The following is a 21,903-nucleotide window of genomic DNA, read 5'->3' on the forward strand; positions in this document are numbered from 1 at the left end:
TGCCAGGCATCAATTAAGCCAAGAGGCCATCCGCAAGGATGGCCTTTTTGCTATGCGCGAAAGAAAAAGGCGCAGCCAGGCTGGGTCTTGTATTCCTCGTCGTCAAATCCCTTTTCCAGCAACACCGTTAATCATCTTTATCCAAAAGAAAAGGCCCCGAAGGGCCTTTGATTAGGGTGTGTTTGCTTTTTTTCACTTATTATTCGTTTAGTGCGAACTGCCCTGGGAGATCCCCAGCCCAGTTTGTGAACGTACAAATTGAGAACGGAAGCGCTCACGCTCTTGTTGCCCTGCCAAAGAGCTGTCGGTAACCGAGAATAGCCAGGTGCCAACGAACGCGACAATCATCGAGAACAGCGCCGGATATTCATACGGATAGATGGGTTTCTCGTGCCCCAAAATCTGCACCCAAATCGTCGGGCCGAGGATCATCAGGATCACCGCAGTGAGCAGACCTAACCATCCGCCGATCATGGCACCACGGGTTGTCAGACGTGACCAATACATCGAAAGAATAATAATCGGGAAGTTACAGCTGGCAGCGATAGAGAAAGCCAAGCCGACCATAAAGGCGATATTCTGTTTCTCAAACAAAATCCCCAGAGCTATCGCCACGATACCCAGAATCACCACGGTAATCTTGGAGACCCGCAGTTCGTCACGCTCAGTCGCTTTGCCGTTTTTAATCACGCTGGCGTACAAATCGTGAGATACCGCTGAAGCACCCGCCAACGTCAGGCCTGCGACTACGGCCAAAATGGTGGCAAAGGCGACAGCAGAGATAAAGCCGAGGAAGAAGTTGCCGCCCACGGCGTTGGCTAAATGCACCGCCGCCATATTGGTACCGCCCAGCAGCGCCCCGGTGGCATCTTTGAACGCCGGGTTAGGGCTGACCAACAAGATGGCGCCGAAGCCGATAATAAAGGTCAGGATATAGAAGTAACCGATAAAACCGGTGGCGTAGAACACGCTCTTGCGGGCCTCTTTAGCGTCGCTCACGGTAAAGAAACGCATCAGAATATGTGGCAGACCAGCGGTACCGAACATCAGTGCCAACCCCAGGGAGAGCGCAGAAATAGGGTCGGAGACCAAACCGCCTGGGCTCATGATGGCGAGGCCTTTTGGATGCACCTTCACGGCTTCGGCAAACAGGGTGTTGAAGTCGAAATTGACCGATTTCATCACCATCAACGCCATAAAGCTGGCACCGGCCAGTAACAGCACCGCCTTGATAATCTGCACCCAGGTGGTGGCCAACATCCCACCGAACAAGACGTACAGCACCATCAGAATACCGACCAGAATGACCGCCACGTGGTAATTGAGGCCGAACAGCAGCTGAATCAGCTTGCCAGCACCGACCATTTGGGCAATCAGATATAGCGCGACCACCACCAGAGAGCCACAGGCGGAGAGCGTACGGATTGGCTTTTGTTTTAACCGGTAGGAAGCCACGTCGGCAAAGGTGTAACGGCCCAGGTTACGCAGGCGTTCTGCAATCAGGAACAAAATGATCGGCCAACCGATCAGGAAACCGATGGAGTAAATCAGTCCGTCATAGCCGGAGGTGTACACCAGGGCAGAAATACCCAGGAAAGAGGCCGCTGACATAAAGTCGCCGGCAATCGCCAGACCGTTCTGGAGACCGGTAATTTTCCCGCCGGCGGTGTAATAGTCCTGACGTGAACGAGTACGTTTTGAGGCCCAATAGGTGATATACAGCGTGGCGCCGACAAACAGGATGAACATGACGATGGCCTGAATGTTCAACGGTTGGCGCTTCACTTCACCGCCAATGGCATCGGCAAAGACCAGACCCGGTAGCATCATCAGAGCGGCGGCGGACAGTAAACGCTTCATTTCTTCACCTCACGCAGGATTTCTGCAGTCAGGCGATCGAATTCGCCGTTGGCGCGGAATACGTAGATCCCGGTGAGCACAAAAGAGATCACGATCAGGCCAACGCCTACCGGGATCCCGCGAGTGATGGTCGATCCTGCGGCGATCGGGGTGCCCAACCACTGAGGATCGAAGGCGATCAATAAAATAAAGCCAACGTAGAGCGCCAGCGTAATCAGCGACAGCAGCCAGGCAAATCGGCTGCGTTTTCGCACCAGCTCGATAAAGCGCGGGTTTTCCTCAATCCCTTGATAAATGGTGTCATTCATCAGAGTGTCTCCAGTAGGTATTGAACGAATACGCCGCGCTTGAAGCCGATCATTGGGTTATCTTCCCGCCGATCGGCCAGAGGCGGCGTAAATTATGACGGCACTTTCATTGATTGTTTTTCTTCCAACAGCTTGTCGACTACGGCCGGATCCGCCAGCGTTGAGGTATCCCCCAGGTTGCTGGTATCGCCGGCGGCAATTTTGCGCAAGATACGGCGCATGATCTTGCCGGAGCGCGTTTTGGGCAGGGAATCTGTCCAGTGCAGCACGTCCGGGGTAGCGATCGGCCCTATTTCTTTACGTACCCAGTTACGGACTTCGGTATAAAGCTCAGGCGAAGGTTCCTCGCCGTGATTGAGCGTGATATAGGCGTAAATTGCCTGGCCTTTAATGTTATGCGGAATGCCGACTACCGCCGCTTCGGCAATTTTCGGGTGAGAGACCAGGGCGGATTCGATTTCGGCGGTGCCCAGACGGTGGCCGGACACGTTCAGTACGTCGTCGACGCGGCCAGTGATCCAGTAGTATCCGTCTTCGTCACGGCGCGCGCCGTCACCGCTGAAATACATGCCTTTAAAGGTGGAGAAGTAGGTTTGCTCGAAGCGATCGTGATCGCCGAACAGGGTTCGCGCCTGACCAGGCCAGGAGTCGGTGATCACCAGATTGCCTTCGCAGGCACCTTCTTGCGGCGTGCCGACATTATCGACCAGCGCCGGCTGTACGCCGAAGAACGGACGCGTTGCCGAGCCGGCTTTCAGCTCGGTGGCGCCCGGTAGGGGGGTGATCATAAAGCCGCCGGTTTCGGTCTGCCACCAGGTGTCTACGATGGGGCATTTGCCGTTGCCGATTTTATTGTAATACCACTCCCAGGCTTCAGGATTGATTGGCTCACCCACCGATCCCATGATACGCAGCGAGTCGCGTTTGGTGCCTTCGATCGCTTTGTCGCCTTCAGCCATCAGGGCACGAATGGCGGTGGGCGCGGTGTACAGAATATTGACCTGATGCTTGTCGATCACCTGTGACAGACGGTTGACGCCAGGGTAGTTCGGCACACCTTCAAACATCAGGGTAATGGCGCCACAGGCCAGTGGGCCGTACAGCAGATAGCTGTGGCCGGTGACCCAACCGACGTCGGCGGTACACCAGTACACGTCGCCATCGTGGTAGTCGAACACGTACTTAAAGGTCAGGGCGGCATAAACCAGGTAGCCGCCTGTGGTGTGCAGCACACCCTTGGGTTTGCCGGTTGAACCTGAGGTATAAAGGATAAACAACGGATCTTCCGCATTCATCTCTTCCGGCGGGCAGTCGGCTGAGACGCCTTCGGTCAGCTCATGCCACCACAGATCGCGGCCTTCCTGCCAGTAGCCCGGTTTGCCGGTGCGCTGGAACACCACAACGTTGGCGACGCTTTTCACTCCAGGATTCTTCAGCGCATCATCGACGTTTTTCTTCAAGGGTACGGCACGTCCGGCACGCAGGCCTTCGTCAGCGGTAATAACCAGTTTTGAGTTGGAATCGATAATGCGTCCGGCGACCGCTTCCGGTGAGAAACCGCCAAAGATGACCGAATGCACGGCCCCGATGCGGGCGCAGGCCAGCATGGCCACCGCGGCTTCCGGTACCATCGGCATATAGATAGCCACGACGTCGCCTTTTTTAACGCCCAGCTTTTTCAGCACGTTGGCGAACTGGCAGACATCGTGGTGCAGTTGTTTGTAGGTCACTTTTTTTGACTGGGTGGGATCGTCACCTTCCCAGATGATGGCGGTTTGGTCACCACGTTCGGCCAGGTGGCGATCGAGGCAGTTGGCCGCCAGGTTCAGGGTACCGTCTTCAAACCAGCGAATGCTGATATGGCCTGGATCAAACGAGGTGTTTTTTACCCGGCTATAAGGCTTTATCCAGTCGAGAATTTTCCCCTGCTCGCCCCAGAACGTTTCTGGGTCTTGCACAGATTGTTGATAATATTGTTGATATTGTGTCGGACTGATCAGGGCGTGTTCTGCAATTGCAGAAGGAATAGCGTGTTTATGCACTTGGCTCATAGCTTTTCTCCTTGAAGTTGTTAATGATATGTCAACTGAAGGTTAAGTATAGTTTGCTCCGATTCTTTGTTTCTTTTTTGCGCGGCAGATCACGCAACGAAGATATTGATTTGTAATAGTTCTGCCCTATTTGTGTGAGGCATCTATCTGCTTGGCAGGAAAAAACGGTCAAATACCAAGTTTTCACCAGAAAACGCTATCTAAAGAACCAAAAAGAATAACCAATCCGCACATATGTCCGCCTTTTATCACTATTAGATAATGTAAAACACGGTGGTTAAAAATCTCATTTAAATCTTTTCGGAACATCGCCGGCCTTTAATATTCTATGTCGATATTAATAGCGGGGCTGTCAGTCGACCTTGCTAATAAGAGAAATACATAGGAAGTATCCCAATAAATAGATGGGTTAATGCATTCATCGTTGCCTTTTTATTTTCATTTTTAAAACTTTGTGTTAACAAAATAAAAACATCGACATCGGATTAAATATGCAAGATTAACGAAAATAAACGCACTTTTACGCGGTTTGAAAAGCAAAGTCTCTGGCTCTTAAGTCGTGCTCAGCGCATAAAATTATGCTTTTAATAACAATAAATTATGCGTGATTAAATTAAATATTGAATTCATTGTTGATTATATTTTACACAAAGCGTAGGTAAAACAAGGCTTGCAGAGCATGCCGTTCAGATGGTACAGATTTAAATAGCGTCGCACTAAGGGCAGGTGAACGCTGCTTTGTCATCAACATAAGCCTGTATTAAATGATTAAGTATTCTTTTCGGTGTATGGCCTTAAATATGCAGAAAAGAGTCTTTGAGGACTTTTTGGGTATGAAAAGTGTAAAAATCAGTCTTGCGTGGCAGATTCTTATTGCGTTAGCGCTGGGTATTATCGTTGGAGCGGTGCTTCATAATCAGACAGAATCAAGAGAGTGGTTAGTCAGTAATATTCTTAGTCCGGCGGGAGATATATTCATTCGCCTGATTAAGATGATTGTCGTGCCGATCGTTATATCTACACTGGTTGTCGGTATCGCCGGGGTAGGGGATGCGAAGAAGTTGGGTCAGCTCGGATTGAAAACCATTATTTACTTCGAAGTGATCACCACTATCGCCATCGTGGTGGGGCTGACGCTAGCTAATGTTTTTCAACCCGGTCACGGCATCGACATGTCGACGCTGACCGCGGTAGATATCTCGCAGTATGAAAAAACCACGGAGCAAGTACAAACGGGCTCGCATAGCCTGGTTGCCACTATCCTGTCGCTGATCCCGTCGAACATCTTCGCTTCGATGGCGAAGGGCGACATGCTGCCGATTATCTTCTTCTCGGTACTCTTTGGTCTTGGCCTGTCGTCATTGCCGAAAGAAACCAAAGAGCCTTTGTTGAAGGTGTTTAAAGCCGTTTCCGAAAGCATGTTCAAAGTCACTCATATGATCATGCGCTATGCACCGATCGGGGTATTTGGGCTGATTTCAGTGACGGTCGCCAACTTTGGCTTCGCCTCGTTGTTGCCTTTGGCCAAATTGGTGGCGCTGGTTTACTTCGCGATCGCCTTTTTCGCTTTGGTGGTGCTGGGTGCCGTTGCCCGCATCTGCAATCTGCGTATATGGACGTTGATTCGTATTTTGAAGGATGAACTGATCCTGGCCTTCTCCACAGCCAGTTCAGAAACGGTACTGCCGCGCATCATTGAAAAAATGGAAGCCTACGGCGCACCGAAGGCGATCACCAGTTTTGTGGTGCCGACGGGTTATTCCTTTAATCTGGACGGCTCGACGCTGTATCAGAGCATCGCCGCCATCTTTATTGCGCAGTTGTACGGTATTGAGCTGTCTCTGGGGCAGGAGATTGTCCTGGTGGTGACGCTGATGCTGACCTCTAAGGGCATTGCCGGCGTGCCGGGCGTTTCCTTTGTGGTGCTGTTGGCCACGCTGGGCAGCGTCGGGATCCCGTTGGAAGGTCTGGCGTTTATCGCCGGGGTTGACCGTATTCTGGATATGGCACGTACCGCGCTGAACGTGGTGGGTAATGCGTTGGCGGTATTGGTGGTCGCGAAATGGGAGCACCAGTTCGACAGCAAAAAGGCGCGGGCTTACGAACAAGCGTTCTTGTCCGGCAAGGTAAAGCAGGTCAACGAGTCTTAACGGCTATTGCGCTTGCTTATGAAAAAACCCGCCTTGTGCGGGTTTTTTTTCGTTCATTTTCCACAGAGGAATTAACAGGAAGGTGCGGAACCTTGCGGTGGCAAGAAGCGCAGCGGATCCAGAGCGGTAGCGCGATAGCGTATTTGGAAGTGCAGCATGACCTTATCGGTACCTGTGCTGCCCATGGTGGCGATTTTTTGCCCGGCTTTCACTTCTTGCGCGTTGCGCACCAGCAGGGTGTTGTTATGCGCGTAGGCGCTGATGTACTCGTCATTGTGTTTGATCATAATCAGGTTGCCGTAGCCCCGCAGCTGGTTCCCCACGTACACCACTCGCCCTTTGGCTGCGGCAAATACCGGCTGCCCGCGGTTACCGGCGATATCAATGCCTTTATTGCCACCGTCAGCGGTAGAATACTTGCTGACGATATTGCCCTGAGTTGGCCAACGCCAGCATTTGATGCTGCTGCGGATCGGTGGCGCAACGGCTGCAAGCTGGCCTGTCGATTTCGTTTTACGCGTTTTACCTTTCTGCGCCGTCGTATTATTCAATGCCAACTTTTGGCCAATCTCGAGATTGTAAGGTTTGGGGATCTTGTTGCGTCGCGCCAGCTCGCTGACTTCGCTATTAGTGATCCAGGCAATATAGAACAGAGTATCACCGCGTTTAACGGTATAGGTGCTGCCGCTATAGCTGCCTCTGGCCAGGCTATCGTAATCGCGGTCATAGGTGTTGGACTTTTTCCCTGAACCACAGCCCATCAACCCAAGACAGACTATGCACACGGCAATCAGCCGCCATACAGCGAATGTGCTTCCCATACTCAAATGTCGTCCTTAAACGTCGTCGCTCTTATTAGTTATGCAGCCAGGCCGAGCCTGTGCGGCGGCATAGTGATCTTCGTATAGTAACATCAACGGCTATGTGGTCAAAAACGCTGCTTGGCAACACCAAGGCGCGTCGCAGAACAGTGTCTGCCTTTCAGCTTTTTTTATGAGATATAATAAACCAATAATTTTCACAGCCTTGGTAACTTCGCCATGCTCATCTTCTCCGCCCGATATTTATTACCAACAGCCGCGTTATTGCTGATTGCATTGCTGATTTACAGCGGTGTTAACCCTTATGATCGAGTGACCTGGCTGATGGAAGTCATGCCGGTTGTGGTAGCGCTGATAGTATTGTGGCTGACCCAGCGTCGTTATCCGCTCACTCCATTGTTGTATCAGCTGATTTTTCTCCACGCGTTAATTTTGATTTTTGGTGGCATGTATAGCTATGCGCGCGTGCCTGCCGGGTTTTATGTGCAGGAATGGCTGGGGTTGGGGCGTAACCCGTACGACAAGCTCGGGCACTTTTTCCAGGGGCTGGTTCCAGCGCTGGTGGCGCGGGAAATCCTGTTGCGTGGGGGCTATGTCCAGGGCCGGAAAATGTTGGGTTTCGTAGTGTGCTGCATTGCGCTGGCCATCAGTGCTGTTTATGAACTGATCGAATGGTGGGCCGCATTGGCGTTGGGACAAGGCGCCGATGAGTTTCTGGGAACACAGGGCGACCCATGGGATACCCAGTCTGACATGTTCTGTGCCCTGTTGGGGGCGGCATGTGGACTGTTGCTGTTCGGCCGTCGACAGGATCGGCAACTTGCTGGTTTAAGCGCGAAATAGCGTTCCTCCGTTTATCAACTAAAGTATTAGGTTTTAGCCTGCAGCTCGCTTCGGGGTAATGGAGTAGGCGGAAATGGATATGCAAGAAACCTTAACGCTCTCAAGCTATCTGGTACTGGCCGCCACCTTGCTGGTGGCCTATGTCATTTTCGGCATTGCCGGTTTTGGCTCGGCGTTGGTCGCCAGTCCGGTGATGGCGCTTTATATTCCGGTAGCGAAAATTGTTCCTTTGCTGGCGCTGCTGGACATGTGCGCGGCCATTGTTAACGTCAGCCGTGATGGTCGCAATGCACAATGGGCAGAATTAAAACGGCTGATCCCGGTGATGATTATCGGCAGCCTTGTGGGCGCGGCGATCCTGCTGAAAACCCGGCCGGATATTCTCTTGTTGGCGTTGGGTATTTTTGTGGTGCTCTATGCTCTCTATTCGCTCAGCGGTTTAAAACCCGATCGGCACTTTTCGCCCATGGCTTCGGTGCCTTTTGGCCTGGTGGGCGGGATTTTCAGCGCATTATTCGGCAGCGGCGGCTTTATCTATGCCATCTATCTCAGCGGACGTATTGAGAAGAAAGAGGCTTTCCGGATGACTCAAACCACACTTATCGGCATGAGTACGTTGACGCGGGTGGTTATTTTCACCTTTGCCGGTGTTTATCTGGACATTGATTTATTGCTACTGGCATTGGTGCTGCTGCCGGGGATGTTGGTGGGGATTACCCTAGGGCGTCATTTCACTTTGAAAATGTCACGTGAGCAATTCATGAAGCTAATCAATGTGATTTTGTTAGCCTCGGGTACCGTGCTGATGGTTAAGTACTTCAGTTGACATGCTGCCGGGGCGAGTGGCGACCGATCCCGCCTGCCATGTGGGCATTTTGCTCTGATTTTAGAGGATTAATTCAAATTTATAGGCTTTGTGTTCCAGGTTAGCGCTATCCTCGCTTAACTTAGCGTTTTCCTCTTGTTTAGATTAACTCTGCGATGCAAGGCGTCGCAATATTAATTTATTTCTTTTATTGCAGGTTTATTCGTGTGAATTGACGCCATTATGAATAATTTTCTTTTTTCGCGGTTATCTGTGATGTAATATTTTCTGGTGATTTTGAGTAGGGATAGGGTTTTTATTTAAGTGAATGGGTGTGTGCGATTTTTTATTTTTTCGATAAATCACCTTTCTAATGATTCTTTAACAGGTGTGTTCTTTCTTTTTTCATGATTTCTCATCCTATCTTTCGTTAAATACCTATTTAAAATATACGAAACAATTCAATTATTGAATTTATGAGGGCGATTATTTTTTGCCCTTTATCGGGTTGCGAGCGCGATGGTTCACTGATGACTAAGGATGGAGCTTCATGAATAAACAGGCAATGTGGGAGAGGATATGGTCGGCTGAATGCCTGTCCAAATGTACCCGAGCCTTGCACCTGACCTTGGGGGGAGCGCTGCTGGTAGCCTGCGGTCTGTTTTTCTCCCCGCCGACGTTGTCCAAAATGGATGCGACCGACGTCAAAATCAATATCACCGGAACCGTGGTCGCCAATGGCCGCTGTAATTTCGCGGGTGGCAGCCCGATAACTGTGGAATACGGCGATGTATTTATCAGCGAAATTGTCGGTGACAAATATCGCCAACCATTGAATTACAACATCTCTTGTTCCGGAGATGCCGGTGGTAAAACCATCCAATTGCAACTGGACGGCTCCGGTGCGGATTTTGACGGCACCTTGTTAAGTACCAATGCGAAAGGCTTGGGTATAAAACTGCTACGGGACAACAACCCGATGGTGCCGGGACGTTGGTATGACCTTAACCCCTCTTCACCACCAAAGCTGGAAGGGGTTCTGGTGAAGCAAGGTGGTGCCGAATTTAATAACGGCCAGGAGTTCAGTGCCTCTGCCACCCTCAAGGTAGCTTACAACTAAGGATGCCTGGGATGACAACCAAACGATTACCGATTAGCGGCAAAATGTCCGCACTTTCTATGGCGGTGGTACTCCTCTTGAACAGCACGATTATGACCGCGGCGAAGGCGGCCCAAACAGGCGACAGTAAACGAGTGAACTTTCACGGCACATTAAAGAAGAAGCCTTGCCATATCGCCAACGATCAGAACATTGACGTGTACTTCGAAAAAGTAGGGGTCAAGCGGGTGGATGGCCAACGCTATATGCAGCCGGTGCCCTATACCCTGAGCTGCGATGAGGTTGACCCATCCTGGATGTTAATGCTGTCAGTGCGGGGGATACCCACGGGGTTTGAGGACACCGCGCTGCAGACCAATGCGAATGGGCTGGGGATCCGTATCTTACAGGACGGCAAACCGATGCAGATTAATAAACCGATTGCCATTAGCTACGGCAGCCCGCCGATGCTGCAGGCAGTACCGGTACAGCAGAGTGGGGTGAAGTTGTCGGAGCAGACTTTCAGCGCTACGGCCACCCTGATGGCGGAGTATCAGTGAGAGACGGTTGTGAAAACATCACACTGGCTGGCAAGGGATTCTTAAAGTGTAGCAGGCAGGTAATCAATTATGATCACAGCACAGGCAGAGAAAAGCATTGTCTATGATATGCAACCCTCTTTCCGGTACGGGCGGAAATTATCTCCATTTGTAGGTTTTTTGGTTTGCATTTTGTGGAGTGGTAGCACGAGTGCATTTACCTGTTTTGGACCTGCTGGGCAATTAGGGTGGTCTGGTGGGGTTTCGAATATCAACGTGATAGTCGGGCCTAAACTTCATGAAGGGAAAAATACGATTGTTAATTTGGATGGGCAAGTTGCATGTCAAAATGATGTGCGCGATCCAAATTGGATCGATTATTTATGGGTAGACCCGGGTAAAGTCTCGTTAAACCCGGCCATTTTTAATGATCTAGCTGGTGGGATTACAGTATATGGTCGGGATTACGCCTTACCGACACCTGAGATAAAAATTTTTGAGCAAATAGGTTGGTTAGGCGCAGGTGTAACAAGGAAAGCAGTACCTGTTTCAATGTACTTCAACTTAAAAAGCGCTGGTTCGCAGTTGTATATCAAAAAAGGTGATTATCTTGGAGAGATAGGCTTGATTCAAGGACAAAATCAAAACTCAAATAGAGTACGTTATATCTGGCGCCTTTATGCATTGAATCAGATAGAAATTAACACCTCAAGCTGCTCTGTGAGCACCGGCGATCCCATCAATATCAGCTTTGGTGAGGTGGAACGTATGGATTTGAAAGTGTCCGGGACTGGAAATAACACAATAAAGAGATCTTTCGGTATTTCATGTACCGGCTCCGTTCCCGTGAACTTTAATATACGGATGAATTCTTCTCCGGCTACGTGGAACGGCGATGCGGTTCAGACCAGCAATAGCAATGTAGGTGTAGTCGTCCTTTGGGGAACGAATGTTATGACTAATGGCAGCACCCAGAGTTTAAGAGTCAATGGCAGTGCGACTACTACACTGAGTTTTACCCCGGTACGTCCAGCAAGTCTATAAATTTTTACCCATATCGAGAACACCGTCGTTTGCAGTGTGTGGACTGGAACTAAGGGAAATAAGCTAACAATGAATACATGGAGAACGGTCATGTTGGGCTGCGCTGTCGCGTCGCTAATCATCCTATGCAGTTTTTATGTAAATGCGAGCCCATTGCTTGCACGCTGTACTGGCCCAGGTGGATATTGCAGCGCCGGTAGTGATGTCATTATTACCTATAACAATGGTGGTAACCTTTTAATAAACAAAAATCGGCGCTTTCCTGTCGTCCCTTCAATGGTTGTTGTTGGTTACTGTAATAAAAGTTCCGGCGGGCTGGCTGGTCATTGTGATTATATGAAAAGTACGGATATCGGAAGCAATATGGTAGACGGTAGCCACCCGTGGATAGAAACAGTTTCTATGGCTACTGGGACATTTCGTATGCCAGCCGTCACGGTGCCTGACCTGGGATACGGATATTGTGTGAGCGCGTGGGTCCGTCGCTCAGCAGGAACAGGAGATGCGCTCTCTTGGGGAGATAACTATTACTCTAACACTGATTACGCACTCTGTTCCGGCGATGCTCCCCCGCCTCCGCCGCCTAATCTTTGTTATGTTAATAGCGGAAACCCGGTTGAGGTAGCATTCGGCAATGTGGAGCGGATGGATATAGGCACTTCGCCAGGGGGCGCTTATGACAGACAAAAAGCGTTAACCGTAAATTGTATGGGGACAGGCACTCATGGCATCAACGTCAGGCTTAATATGTCGCCGACTAACTGGTCGTCGTCGCAGATTGCTACAAGCAACGGTGCTCTGGGCGTGAGTGTATCGGCAGATGGCAAGACACTGAGTAATAATGACAGTTTTAACCTGTCGGTTAACGGTAGTACCACTTCAACGCTGACATTCTCACTGCTGCGCGATCCCAACAAAACGGCGACCGAGATTGCCACCGGTGCATTTAATGCGTCAGCATCGCTGATTGTGACGGAACCTTAGAAAGATTTAGGGTGGATATGATAAGGCGCTAACTGCGCCCGATTAAGAAAAGCAGCATCTGTGAAACGTCTTTCTGGCCGATGACGGCGGTGGCGCGGTTGGCCCTCAATGATGAGGGCCGGGTCGTGATTTACTGCATAGGCGTGCTGGCATCAAGGCGCATTAGTGCGAGCAGTAAGCCGCTGAGCGCGGCATAGAAACCAAAGTTATCGTTACTGCTGCAGCGTTGAGTAAACTCCGGCAGCCAACTCATGCAATGCACTAATGCTTCGCTACGCAGCTCTAGTAGCTCCCTGCGTTCATCCCCAGCTTCTGTTAACGCGAAATTAAGGTGACTTAACAGTTCAACAACCAGAGCTAAATGGTCTTCCGGTTCGCCAAAGGAACTCGCCACCGCCATGCCCGATTGTGCCAACAGCGCTTTCATTTGCGCGCTGGGTTCCTGCTTAAAACGCGAAGATTCCAACTGATAACAAGAGGAATAGGGTAACGCAGCGGATTTCTCCGTCATTAAGAACAGCCCGGCAAAGTCGGCGGCCAGTTCCAACCGGGCATCGGGCCGCTGCTGCAGAGTTTGGACGGCCTGTTTGAACTGGACTACCGGTGTCGTAAGCGCCGGGATGGGTTCAAGTACCGCCAACCAAGCAACCAGCTCAGGGCTGGTCAGTTCAGCAATCTGCACGTCGCTCAGCTCGCGGGCGAAACTGCCGGATAGCCAGGCATAGAGGCATGCGTAATGCGGGCTTCCCAACCCTGGAACCTGATCTTGCATAGAGCCTTCTCCTTACTGCGGCATGTTTGCTGGCGTCATCGATACATAGTCGCATCGAGCGACCATTTCGAACGGGCCATCAAACGCGGTGACGGGTTCGATTTTGCCATTAAAGCGCTCAATCTCAACGAGGGTCGTATGGGCGCTGGTCGCCTGAGCCAGTTCGGATGAGCCGATGTCCAACGTCAACACGTTTGGATTACCGTATTTGCACAGTGTGCCAGCCACGCCACCGCGTTCAGGATCGTACCAGGCACCTTCATGGATGCGGATCACGCCCGGCGAATAGCGATCTGAAACTACAGCGCCGGCTAAAACCTGGCCACGTGCGTTAAATACTCGTACAACATCGCCATTATTGATGCCGCGAGCAATAGCGTCCTGTGGGCTGATAAATACCGGCTCCTTGCCCGCGACGCTGTACTGCGCACGCAAGGTTTCAGATTCACACAGCTGTGAGTGCAGTCGGAAATCGGGATGCACCGACTGCAAATGCAGTGGATAGCTCGCTGAAAGCGGTCCGCCGTGTGAGCGTTCTGCTTTTTCAAACCACATTGGGTAACCTTTGCAGTTCTTATAATTCATATCGGCAATGCTCTTTGAGTAAATCTCGATCAGGCCGCTTGGGGTACCTAAAGGCTCCAGGTCCGGATCTTGACGAAACGCCTGGTGACGCACGAACATTTCGGGATGATGGAACTCGACGTAGCCGTCACCTTCCCAAAATTCATCGAATGCAGGCAAAGCCACGCCGCGTCCTTTGCCCTGGCGTGCGCCGTCCTGGTAGATACGTTTGATCCACCCCATTTCATCCAGGCCTTCGGTGAAATCACGTTCGCGATCGAACAGTTTGCAAAGTTCGCGCAGGATCTCGAAGTCATTGCGCGCCTCAAACTGCGGCGGCACCAGTTGTTTCATCGCGATAATGCCGCGATTGGAGTGGTTGCCAAACTGATCGAGATCGTTGCGTTCGAATTGTGTGGTAGCAGGCAGAACGATATCGGCAAAACGACAGGTTGAGGTCCACTGATTATCAATAGAAATCACGGTCTCCAGTTTCTGCCAGCCGGCAATCATCCGGTTAACCTGCTGATGGCGATGGAACGGATTGGTGCCTGCAAACACGCACATTTTCAGCATTGGGAGCTTGACGCGTTTGCCATTCCAATCGATCTCCTTGCCCGGCTCCAGCATGGCATCGATAAAGCGCGCGATCGGAATGGTACTGCTGTAACCTTTGAAATCCCCTTTGGCATAGCGTGCCGGTGTGTTGGTGGATCCCGAGAAACCGCTCAGGATCACTCCTTTGCGGCTTGGTGTGCCTGCGCCGTTGTAGTGCCAACCAAAACCGAACCCGCCACCAGGTAAGCCGATTTGGCCAAGCATCGCCGCCACCACTACCGTCATCCATGCCCATTGTTCACCGTGTTGCATGCGTTGCACACACCAGCCTGCAATGATTTGCGTACGGTTGGCTGCCATTTGGCGAGCCAGTGCCCGGATGATTTCGGCATCAATACCACACAGCGCCGACGCCCATTTCGCATCTTTGGGCTGGCTGTCCGTTTGGCCCAACAGGTAAGGGAGGAACTGATCGAAGCCAACGCAATAGGTTTTGAGGAAGTGGGCATCATGCAGATTCTCGCTGTACAGTGTGTGCGCCAGTGCTAATTGCAAGGGCACATCCGTTTGCGGGTTTATCGCTATATGCTGCACATGTTCGCGACCTAAAAACTCATGGGTAGATGACACCACAGGGTCAATGCTGACGACGTTGATTTCACCTTTGGCCACCTTGGCCTTTAGTTCGGCGTAATATTCATAGACATCATGATCTGGGCACCACCAGTTGGCCTGCTGATTTTTGACCAGATCCGATCCCCAGAGCACCAGCGTTTTGCTGTTTTTCAGCACCAACGGCCAGGAGGTTTGCTGTTCATACACTTCCATTGATCCCACGACCCGCGGCAAAATCACCTGAGCGGCACCGGTTGAATAGTCACCGCCGGTACCGACAGAATCCCCGTGCAGGGCCAGCGCACGTGCCAGCATGCCGGCGGCATTGTGGAACATACCGGTCGATTGCCAGCCGGTACCGGATAACAAAGCCGACGGGCCATAGGTTTTTTGCACCCGCTCAAGTTCTTGATAGAACAGATTTAGTGCTTCATCCCAGCTCACCCGTACAAAGCGGTTATCGCCGCGCTGTGTGGTATCGCTCAAATGGCGTTTGCGCAGCCAGTCAATTCTCACCATCGGGTAACGGATGCGTGCTGTGCCATGAACGTGATCGGGCAGGCCCGCAATCATTTTTGAGGGATATTTATCCATTTCAAAGGGTTTGGCGGCGATAAACCGCCCGTCCATCACGGTGGCACGGATAGCCCCCCAGTGGGAGCCGGTCAATATGCCTTCTTGCAGGCCACCCTGGGCCAGTGCGTTTTTGGGCACTAACAGCGAAGGACCAATCATGCCAATGGCCGTTAATCCGCCAAGCTGAGCCAGAAAGCGACGGCGGGACAAGCTGATATTCTGTGATGATTTCATGTGCATTCTCCCTTAGTGTTTCTGGTCTGGGCCGCCGGTATCGGAAGCATTCATCTGCAAATACTTCAGCAAGGTGCGTTCTTCGCGCTTATCAAGGCTGGTAAAGCCCACCATGCCGTTCAGCGTTCCGATCCAACCGTTGGCATCAAAGTGCGCAATGTCAGGAGCACCGTGGCACTGGTTACAGGTGCCGGTGTACAGCGCGCTGGTGTAGGCCCAGATAGGCTTGATATCGTTGACCAGATCGCCTTTTTGTACCCATGCGGTAGTTTGCAATTTGCTCCATTCCGCACCGGTGGCGGCTACCGTGGTTTTTTCAAGCGTTTGGGCATGTTTTTGCACTTCATCACGAATGGACGACACAAAAATGCGTTTGCCAGGCAGCAGCGACAGTACGCGTTGGCGCCCCTCGGTTTCTGTCCAACCCACGATTTGCACTTCGAGCCAATCACCGTCACGTTTTAAGACCTTAACTTCTGAGGCCGGCAGCAGTGAGCCAGCCGGTTCTTTATCGCCTTTGGCCGCGTAGATAGGTTTCATGTCCAACGTATACAGCGTGTTGCCGTCGCTGTTTTCGTCGGCGCGCAGGCGCATATCTTCAAACTGTTTGCGGAAACCGCTACTCATGTCCGGCAGTTGGTGAGCAATCCCCTTGTGACAATCAACGCAAGACTGATTGTCTTTCGCTGCGATGCTCATCTGTTTGGCCGCTTCCGGGTGCTGCTTGCTGTGCTCCATGGCTTCGTAGTTATGGCAGGAACGGCAGCCGACGGAGTTGTTGTCTTTCATGCGCTTCCATTCGCGCTTGGCCAGCTCGGCACGTTTCGCTTCGAATTTTTCCGGGGTATCGATCGAATGAGCAATAAAGTTTTGATAGAGATCGTTGGCCGCTTCCAATTTGCGCCACAGCATGCCTGGAACATCCGGTGGGATATGGCAGTCACGGCATTCTGCGCGGACGCCGGACGCATTTTTAAAGTGAACGGACTGTTTATATTCTTGATATACCGGCTGCATCGCATGACAACTGACGCAAAATTCCGTATTGCTGGTCAGCTTAATGCCAGCGTGCGGCACGATGATGATGGCCAATCCGAGAATACAACCGATCCCTAACAGTGCCAGCACTGACCACTTGGCACTGGGCCGTGTCAGTTTTCGCCAAAGTTTGCTCATAAATAAACCTTCTCGTTATTATGGGTACTCCTTTAGTAGGATATTGAGTAAATATGAACGGGGTCACGGGTCTGGATGAATGGAATAAGTCAGAATATGAATGGATATGAACAGACTGGGGCGGGAGTGAAATCATGAGCCATCACATTGTTATCGTTGAGGACGATCCGGTTACGCAAGCGCGCTTACGTGATTATTTTGTTCATGAGGGCTATCAGGTTTCTGTGGCTGAAAGTGGCGCGGGGCTGAAGGAAATTATGCTGCTTCAGCCGGTGGATTTGGTGCTGCTGGATATCAACCTGCCCAATGAAAATGGTTTGTTGTTGACACGAGCCCTGCGTGAACGTTCAAACGTCGGCATTATTCTCGTTACTGGGCGTTGCGATCAGATTGATCGGATTGTAGGGCTGGAGATGGGAGCGGATGACTATGTGACCAAACCACTGGAGTTGCGTGAGCTGGTGGTGCGGGTTAAAAACCTCCTGTGGCGCATCGATCTTGCCAAAATGCCTGCTAGGCAGGGGCAGCAGGAGAACTGCTATCTGTTCGCCGGGTATTGCCTTAATCCTTCCCGGCATACGCTGGAGTGTGAGGGGGAGCAAATTCGCCTGACTCGGGCTGAATATGAAATGCTGTTGGCCTTTATCACCAACCCGGGCACGGTATTGAGCCGTGAGCGGCTGTTACGGATGTTGTCATCCCAGCGGGTGGAACAGCCGGATCTCCGTACCGTGGATGTCCTAATTCGCAGATTGAGAAACAAACTGAGTCACGAACTCTTTGTCACTCGGCACGGGGAGGGTTACTTCCTGGCGGCCGAGGTCAGCTGACGGAAACAGGTACACCGGACGAAAACCCAGGGGAGAAAGGGACAACTTTACCTTCTCTGGGGTGATATTCGCCGGCGTCAGCAGCAGGATTTGCGGGCTGATATTATTTTCCACGCTTTGTTGCTGCAAAACTCTGATGGCTTGATCGATAGCCAGCTCACCCTGGAGCACCATCTGGTCACTGACCGCCATGATTATTCTGTTTCGTTTAAGTCCCCGATACACCTGATGTGACAGATAAAAAGAGACAATCCCCAAGGGATGAGGGCGATTGCGCGCCTCCCCCATGGCCACTTGCGCGGCGATGGCGTTCCCCGCGACCAGATTGATTTCAGGGTGTTTTTCCAACATGTCCTGCAACAAATTACGTTGGATCTCTACGTCATTATCGCCATAAACCACATCGACTATCTGTATCGAACTGCCTTCAACTGCGGTGCGAAACCCGTCGATCATTTCCTGGCTACCGCCTGCATCTTTTGGCCCAGGCATTAGCAGCACGTTGAGTGAAGGGTGAGGGGGATGATCGATCAGGTATCGGCCGGGTTGGTAACCCATTTGAAACCAGGGTACGCCCACCCGGGAGCGGGTAGCCGCAAAGTTCAGCTCATTCACTACGGCAATCACCGGCGTGTCGCCAACGGAAGCCGCCAGATCGGGGAATTGAGCCAGGCTGCTGCCAAGCAAAATCGCATCGGCCTGCCATTGGCGACAGAGCGTTAATTGCTCGCGCTGGGCTTCAAGCTGCGAATACCCGCCGGCTTCAAATATCTTCAGCGTCACATTGGTGCGTTGGGCTTCCTGCACCATGCCGTAGTTGATGGAGAGCCAGTAAGCGTCTTTCAGACTGGGATAGAGGGCGCACAGTTTCCAACGACGTTCCGCCTGCAATACTGGCGTGGCGGCAGCTGGCTCAGATTGACGCTCGTTTAGCCAGCGCACCAGAGGGGCCGGTGAGACCGCCAATGCCGAACAGGTTATCGTGCCGCAGAAAAACGACAGAAGAAAACGGAAAATCGCGTTGCGCATAATAGCCTCATATTTAATAAGCCTTTATGCTAGAGGTTTCGTCACTGATAAAACAACTTTAATTTCATCATCAGGATACCTATGGGGCACCCTTCGTTAACACGACGACTTTGGTTGGCTTTTTTGCTGATGGCAGGGTTAGCGTTGATCAGTTCGTTGATAGGCTGGTTGGGCTTTCGCTTTATTGGCGAAGTCGAACAAAACAATACCCGGTCAGTGATCCCAACGATGAATATAGCTCGTCAACTCAGCGAGGCCAGTGCTTACGAATTGTTTTCCGCTCAAAGCCTGACGAATGCCGATACGCACGCAGATTGGATCGAGCAAGGGAAAATGCTCACGGTACAAAGTTTGCGTATCAGCCGGCTCTTGGAACGTTTACGCAGTCAAGGATTTGATACGGCGGCGATAGAACAACAGGAGTCCGACATTACACACAGTTTAGGCCTGCAGGGCGAATTGGTGGGCCGGCGCCTGGCATTGCGCAAGCAGCAACGCGATCTTTCCCGTGAAATTATGGATGCGGCGGCCCGCATTGCCGAGTTGGCCAAAGGGCAGTTAAACAATGCCGCAACGGCCGCAGGCGTTACGCAGGCAGGGATTTACGATTTGATTGAGCAGCATCGCAATCAGGCCGCGGAGCAGGCGTTAGACCGCCTGATCGATATCGATTATGAATATCAAAATCAAATGGCCGAGCTACGGCTCAATGCGATACAAATTGAGCATCTGATTTTGCTGCTGGAGAAGCAACTTGCCGAGCGTGCGCCAGCAGAATTAATCTCCCGTATCGGCAGCTACGTTCGCATTCTCCAGCGCAGGCAAGAGCGCGTCGAAGATCCCCTCACCAGCGAAAAGATAGCGCGTGAATTGCAGATGCTGACACGTTATCAACAGCTTGCGACACTGTATCAGCGGGAAAGGGATATCCGCGCGCAGCTTCAGGCACTGTCACAAAACAACCTGGATATGTTTACTCGTTTCAGTACTGAAATCAGTCGTCAGGTCGGTGATATTGAACGGCGTAATACTCAGGCGTTAGAGACCCTTCGACAGGCTCGAGAAACGGGTAAGTTCTGGCTGATTATCTTGAGTTTGTTTTCGTTGGTGGCACTGTCGCTAATTTTGTGGCGCGTGGTTTGGCATTCGGTGACGTTGCCATTGGCGAAGCAAACCGCAGCTTTGCAAAGGTTATTGGAGGGCGACCTCAACTCTCCCTTCCCCGCAACATCCGGCGTGCGTGAATTAAATACCATGGGGCAGTTGATGGAGGCTTTCCGCGCAAATGCCGACGCCTTGCAAAATCAGCGGCAATATCTTGCGGCACAAGTTGAATTACGTACGGCCGAATTGGAAGCAATGGTGGTAGAGCACCACCAGGCTCGCGCTGAGGCGGAAAAGGCCAACCGGGCTAAGTCGGCCTTTTTGGCCGCGATGAGCCATGAAATTCGAACCCCGTTGCACGGTATTCTTGGCACGGCTCAACTGTTGTCGGAACAGGCGCTGTCGCTAAAGAACCTTTCCTATGTACAGGCGATCAATGACTCCGGTGAGAGTCTATTGGCAATCCTCAACGATATTCTGGATTATTCAGCGCTAGAGGCGGGCAAGGGCAGCGTGACGCTCAACGACGAGGCATTCGACCCACGTCAGTTACTGGCGAGTATCATGAGGTTAATCTCCGGGCGGGTACGTCATCGTGAGATTACATTGGCTCTCACTTGTTCTGACGAATTGCCGCAATGGCTGAAGGGTGATCCGCGGCGTATTCGCCAAATTGTGATGAATTTGCTGGCTAACGCCCTGCGTTTCACCGATCAAGGCCGGGTGGATATTCGCTGCCATATTGATGGGCCGCGCTGGCAAATTGACGTTGCAGATACGGGGTGTGGCATTGCCGGTGAAGCACTGGCACAGATTTTCAAACCCTTTGTACAGCTGACGGCCAAGCGCGGTGGCACCGGGCTGGGATTGGCGATCAGCCGGGGGCTGGCGGAGGCACTGCAAGGCAGCTTAAGCGTCAACAGCACGCCGGGAAGCGGCAGTTGCTTTTCACTGAATCTGCCGCTGGTTGTTGCAGCCACGCCAATACAGCATCGGGCAGAAGAACGAACGGATCTTTCGGGTTACCGTCTGCTGCTGGTGGAAGATAACCTGGTCACCCAGCGTATTACTGCCGAAATGTTGCTGTCTTGCCATGCCATGGTTGAGGTGGTTGGCGATGGCCAAAGCGCATTGAACCTATTGGCAGTTGATGGCGCATTCAGCGGTGTACTGGTGGATTTGGATCTGCCGGATATGGACGGTGTGACGCTCTCTGGGCTGATTGCTGCGTTGCAGCCACAGTTACCCCTTATTGGTTTCAGCGCCCATGTTGCCGACGAAACGTTAAGGCTCCGCGTCGGCGAAATATTCTGCGGATTGATACAAAAGCCTATCGCCTGTGCAGCATTAAGCCGACTGATTGAGCACTATTTAACAGCAGAAAAACGCCCGATGCGGCTCGCTCCCAGTTTGGATTTCGTTCAGCTAACGCAGGATATGGCGGTGTTCGGTAAAGAGAAAATCAGCGAGTGGCGAGACTTGTTCACAGAACATGCCTTGTTATGGGTTACTGAGCTTGAACAGGCCAGCGAAGCGGGCGATGTGCGCAGAGTTGTGCATTTGGCACATAAACTAAAAAGCAGCTGTGCCAGTTTGGGCATGCAGCGTGCGGTTGAGGCCTGTTCCGAGCTGGAGCAGACACCGGATAAATTGATTCCGCTGCGCCAAATCCTCACGGAGGAATTGCAGCAGCTTTCGGCCTGGATCGATGCGCAATAAGGTCGTGCGATCGAACTTGTCCGATGAAGAGTCCCATTCCAGAAAAGCAAAAAACCAGCCCTTAGGCTGGTTCTTCTAAATAGTGGTGCCCGGACTCGGACAACCGGCGCTTGCGCCGGATTGAACAACGCTTTAGCGTTGGCCCGCAGGGTGAGGCCTCTGGCCGAATAATCGAACTTGTTCGATGAAGAGTCTCACTCCAGAAAAGCAAAAACCCAGCCA

Annotated in this window: 17 protein-coding genes; 9 read left to right on the forward strand and 8 right to left on the reverse strand. The window is 51.7% G+C overall.

Translation table 11 applies throughout. The features are described from left to right. Positions 1-207: 207 nt before the first annotated feature. From actP to acs, 3 genes are all read right to left on the reverse strand, one after another. Positions 208-1,860, reverse strand: coding sequence for a cation/acetate symporter ActP (gene actP / locus NR114_RS23315; RefSeq protein ID WP_046374686.1), 1,653 nt, complete (start codon positions 1,858-1,860; stop codon positions 208-210). Then, positions 1,857-2,168 carry a DUF485 domain-containing protein gene (locus tag NR114_RS23320; protein WP_020824859.1) on the reverse strand — a complete coding sequence of 104 codons (312 nt, stop codon included), beginning with the start codon at positions 2,166-2,168 and terminating at the stop codon, positions 1,857-1,859. Before NR114_RS23320 ends, actP begins: the two co-directional genes overlap by 4 nt. Before the next feature lie 92 nt (positions 2,169-2,260). Next, the gene (acs, locus tag NR114_RS23325; RefSeq protein ID WP_020824860.1) at positions 2,261-4,219 is read right to left on the reverse strand and encodes an acetate--CoA ligase; all 1,959 of its coding nucleotides are present in this window, start codon (positions 4,217-4,219) and stop codon (positions 2,261-2,263) included. 833 nt (positions 4,220-5,052) lie between these two features. On the opposite strand from acs, the gene gltP reads away from it, so the two are divergent. Further along, entirely contained in the window at positions 5,053-6,369 is a 1,317-nt protein-coding gene (gene gltP, locus NR114_RS23330; protein ID WP_041414125.1) for a glutamate/aspartate:proton symporter GltP, read from the forward strand. Positions 6,370-6,440: 71 nt separating this feature from the next. On the opposite strand, the gene actS is transcribed toward gltP, so the two are convergent. Further along, positions 6,441-7,190 carry an amidase activator ActS gene (gene actS / locus NR114_RS23335; RefSeq protein WP_041414127.1) on the reverse strand — a complete coding sequence of 250 codons (750 nt, stop codon included), beginning with the start codon at positions 7,188-7,190 and terminating at the stop codon, positions 6,441-6,443. A gap of 219 nt (positions 7,191-7,409) precedes the next feature. Between actS and NR114_RS23340 the strand changes: the two genes are divergently transcribed. From NR114_RS23340 to NR114_RS23365, 6 genes are all read left to right on the forward strand, one after another. Further along, the gene (locus NR114_RS23340; RefSeq protein ID WP_234530601.1) at positions 7,410-8,033 is read left to right on the forward strand and encodes a DUF2238 domain-containing protein; all 624 of its coding nucleotides are present in this window, start codon (positions 7,410-7,412) and stop codon (positions 8,031-8,033) included. 79 nt (positions 8,034-8,112) lie between these two features. Further along, positions 8,113-8,859: a sulfite exporter TauE/SafE family protein gene (locus NR114_RS23345; RefSeq protein ID WP_234530600.1), complete on the forward strand. Its 747-nt coding sequence runs from the start codon at positions 8,113-8,115 to the stop codon at positions 8,857-8,859. A 529-nt stretch (positions 8,860-9,388) separates the two neighbouring features. Beyond that, positions 9,389-9,958: a fimbrial protein gene (locus tag NR114_RS23350; RefSeq protein ID WP_115057998.1), complete on the forward strand. Its 570-nt coding sequence runs from the start codon at positions 9,389-9,391 to the stop codon at positions 9,956-9,958. A gap of 11 nt (positions 9,959-9,969) precedes the next feature. Next, positions 9,970-10,497, forward strand: coding sequence for a fimbrial protein (locus NR114_RS23355; RefSeq protein WP_234530599.1), 528 nt, complete (start codon positions 9,970-9,972; stop codon positions 10,495-10,497). Positions 10,498-10,566: 69 nt separating this feature from the next. Next, positions 10,567-11,520: a fimbrial protein gene (locus NR114_RS23360; protein WP_234530598.1), complete on the forward strand. Its 954-nt coding sequence runs from the start codon at positions 10,567-10,569 to the stop codon at positions 11,518-11,520. Positions 11,521-11,589: 69 nt separating this feature from the next. Continuing rightward, positions 11,590-12,504 (forward strand): fimbrial protein, encoded by a 915-nt coding sequence (locus NR114_RS23365; protein ID WP_234530597.1) that lies wholly within the window; start codon positions 11,590-11,592, stop codon positions 12,502-12,504. A 130-nt stretch (positions 12,505-12,634) separates the two neighbouring features. Here the strand turns inward: NR114_RS23365 and torD are convergent, their stop codons facing one another. The 3 genes from torD to torC are packed head-to-tail and all read right to left on the reverse strand — an operon-like array spanning position 12,635 to position 16,999. After that, positions 12,635-13,276 (reverse strand): molecular chaperone TorD, encoded by a 642-nt coding sequence (torD, locus tag NR114_RS23370; protein ID WP_046374680.1) that lies wholly within the window; start codon positions 13,274-13,276, stop codon positions 12,635-12,637. Between the two features lie 12 nt (positions 13,277-13,288). Beyond that, entirely contained in the window at positions 13,289-15,823 is a 2,535-nt protein-coding gene (torA, locus tag NR114_RS23375; RefSeq protein WP_234530596.1) for a trimethylamine-N-oxide reductase TorA, read from the reverse strand. A 12-nt stretch (positions 15,824-15,835) separates the two neighbouring features. Beyond that, a complete protein-coding gene (gene torC / locus NR114_RS23380; protein WP_234530595.1) occupies positions 15,836-16,999 on the reverse strand; it encodes a pentaheme c-type cytochrome TorC in 1,164 nt (387 codons plus the stop codon). Between the two features lie 134 nt (positions 17,000-17,133). Between torC and torR the strand changes: the two genes are divergently transcribed. Beyond that, positions 17,134-17,829, forward strand: coding sequence for a two-component system response regulator TorR (gene torR / locus NR114_RS23385; protein ID WP_041414129.1), 696 nt, complete (start codon positions 17,134-17,136; stop codon positions 17,827-17,829). Here the strand turns inward: torR and torT are convergent. Continuing rightward, a complete protein-coding gene (gene torT / locus NR114_RS23390; protein WP_234530594.1) occupies positions 17,740-18,858 on the reverse strand; it encodes a TMAO reductase system periplasmic protein TorT in 1,119 nt (372 codons plus the stop codon). The genes torR and torT overlap by 90 nt on opposite strands. A gap of 81 nt (positions 18,859-18,939) precedes the next feature. Between torT and torS the strand changes: the two genes are divergently transcribed. Beyond that, a complete protein-coding gene (gene torS / locus NR114_RS23395) occupies positions 18,940-21,681 on the forward strand; it encodes a TMAO reductase system sensor histidine kinase/response regulator TorS (RefSeq protein WP_234530592.1) in 2,742 nt (913 codons plus the stop codon). The last annotated feature ends 222 nt before the right edge of the window (positions 21,682-21,903 follow it).

Source organism: Serratia sp. Ser99, assembly GCF_024519545.1.
GTDB lineage: Bacteria > Pseudomonadota > Gammaproteobacteria > Enterobacterales > Enterobacteriaceae > Serratia > Serratia liquefaciens.

Bases quoted from the DNA above. Each gene is read 5' to 3' on its own strand.
- actP (WP_046374686.1), bottom strand. From the start codon at position 1,860: ATGAAGCGTTTACTGTCCGCCGCCGCTCTGATGATGCTACCGGGTCTG.
- NR114_RS23320 (WP_020824859.1), bottom strand. From the start codon at position 2,168: ATGAATGACACCATTTATCAAGGGATTGAGGAAAACCCGCGCTTTATC.
- acs (WP_020824860.1), bottom strand. From the start codon at position 4,219: ATGAGCCAAGTGCATAAACACGCTATTCCTTCTGCAATTGCAGAACAC.
- gltP (WP_041414125.1), top strand. From the start codon at position 5,053: ATGAAAAGTGTAAAAATCAGTCTTGCGTGGCAGATTCTTATTGCGTTA.
- actS (WP_041414127.1), bottom strand. From the start codon at position 7,190: ATGGGAAGCACATTCGCTGTATGGCGGCTGATTGCCGTGTGCATAGTC.
- NR114_RS23340 (WP_234530601.1), top strand. From the start codon at position 7,410: ATGCTCATCTTCTCCGCCCGATATTTATTACCAACAGCCGCGTTATTG.
- NR114_RS23345 (WP_234530600.1), top strand. From the start codon at position 8,113: ATGCAAGAAACCTTAACGCTCTCAAGCTATCTGGTACTGGCCGCCACC.
- NR114_RS23350 (WP_115057998.1), top strand. From the start codon at position 9,389: ATGAATAAACAGGCAATGTGGGAGAGGATATGGTCGGCTGAATGCCTG.
- NR114_RS23355 (WP_234530599.1), top strand. From the start codon at position 9,970: ATGACAACCAAACGATTACCGATTAGCGGCAAAATGTCCGCACTTTCT.
- NR114_RS23360 (WP_234530598.1), top strand. From the start codon at position 10,567: ATGATCACAGCACAGGCAGAGAAAAGCATTGTCTATGATATGCAACCC.
- NR114_RS23365 (WP_234530597.1), top strand. From the start codon at position 11,590: ATGAATACATGGAGAACGGTCATGTTGGGCTGCGCTGTCGCGTCGCTA.
- torD (WP_046374680.1), bottom strand. From the start codon at position 13,276: ATGCAAGATCAGGTTCCAGGGTTGGGAAGCCCGCATTACGCATGCCTC.
- torA (WP_234530596.1), bottom strand. From the start codon at position 15,823: ATGAAATCATCACAGAATATCAGCTTGTCCCGCCGTCGCTTTCTGGCT.
- torC (WP_234530595.1), bottom strand. From the start codon at position 16,999: ATGAGCAAACTTTGGCGAAAACTGACACGGCCCAGTGCCAAGTGGTCA.
- torR (WP_041414129.1), top strand. From the start codon at position 17,134: ATGAGCCATCACATTGTTATCGTTGAGGACGATCCGGTTACGCAAGCG.
- torT (WP_234530594.1), bottom strand. From the start codon at position 18,858: ATGCGCAACGCGATTTTCCGTTTTCTTCTGTCGTTTTTCTGCGGCACG.
- torS (WP_234530592.1), top strand. From the start codon at position 18,940: ATGGGGCACCCTTCGTTAACACGACGACTTTGGTTGGCTTTTTTGCTG.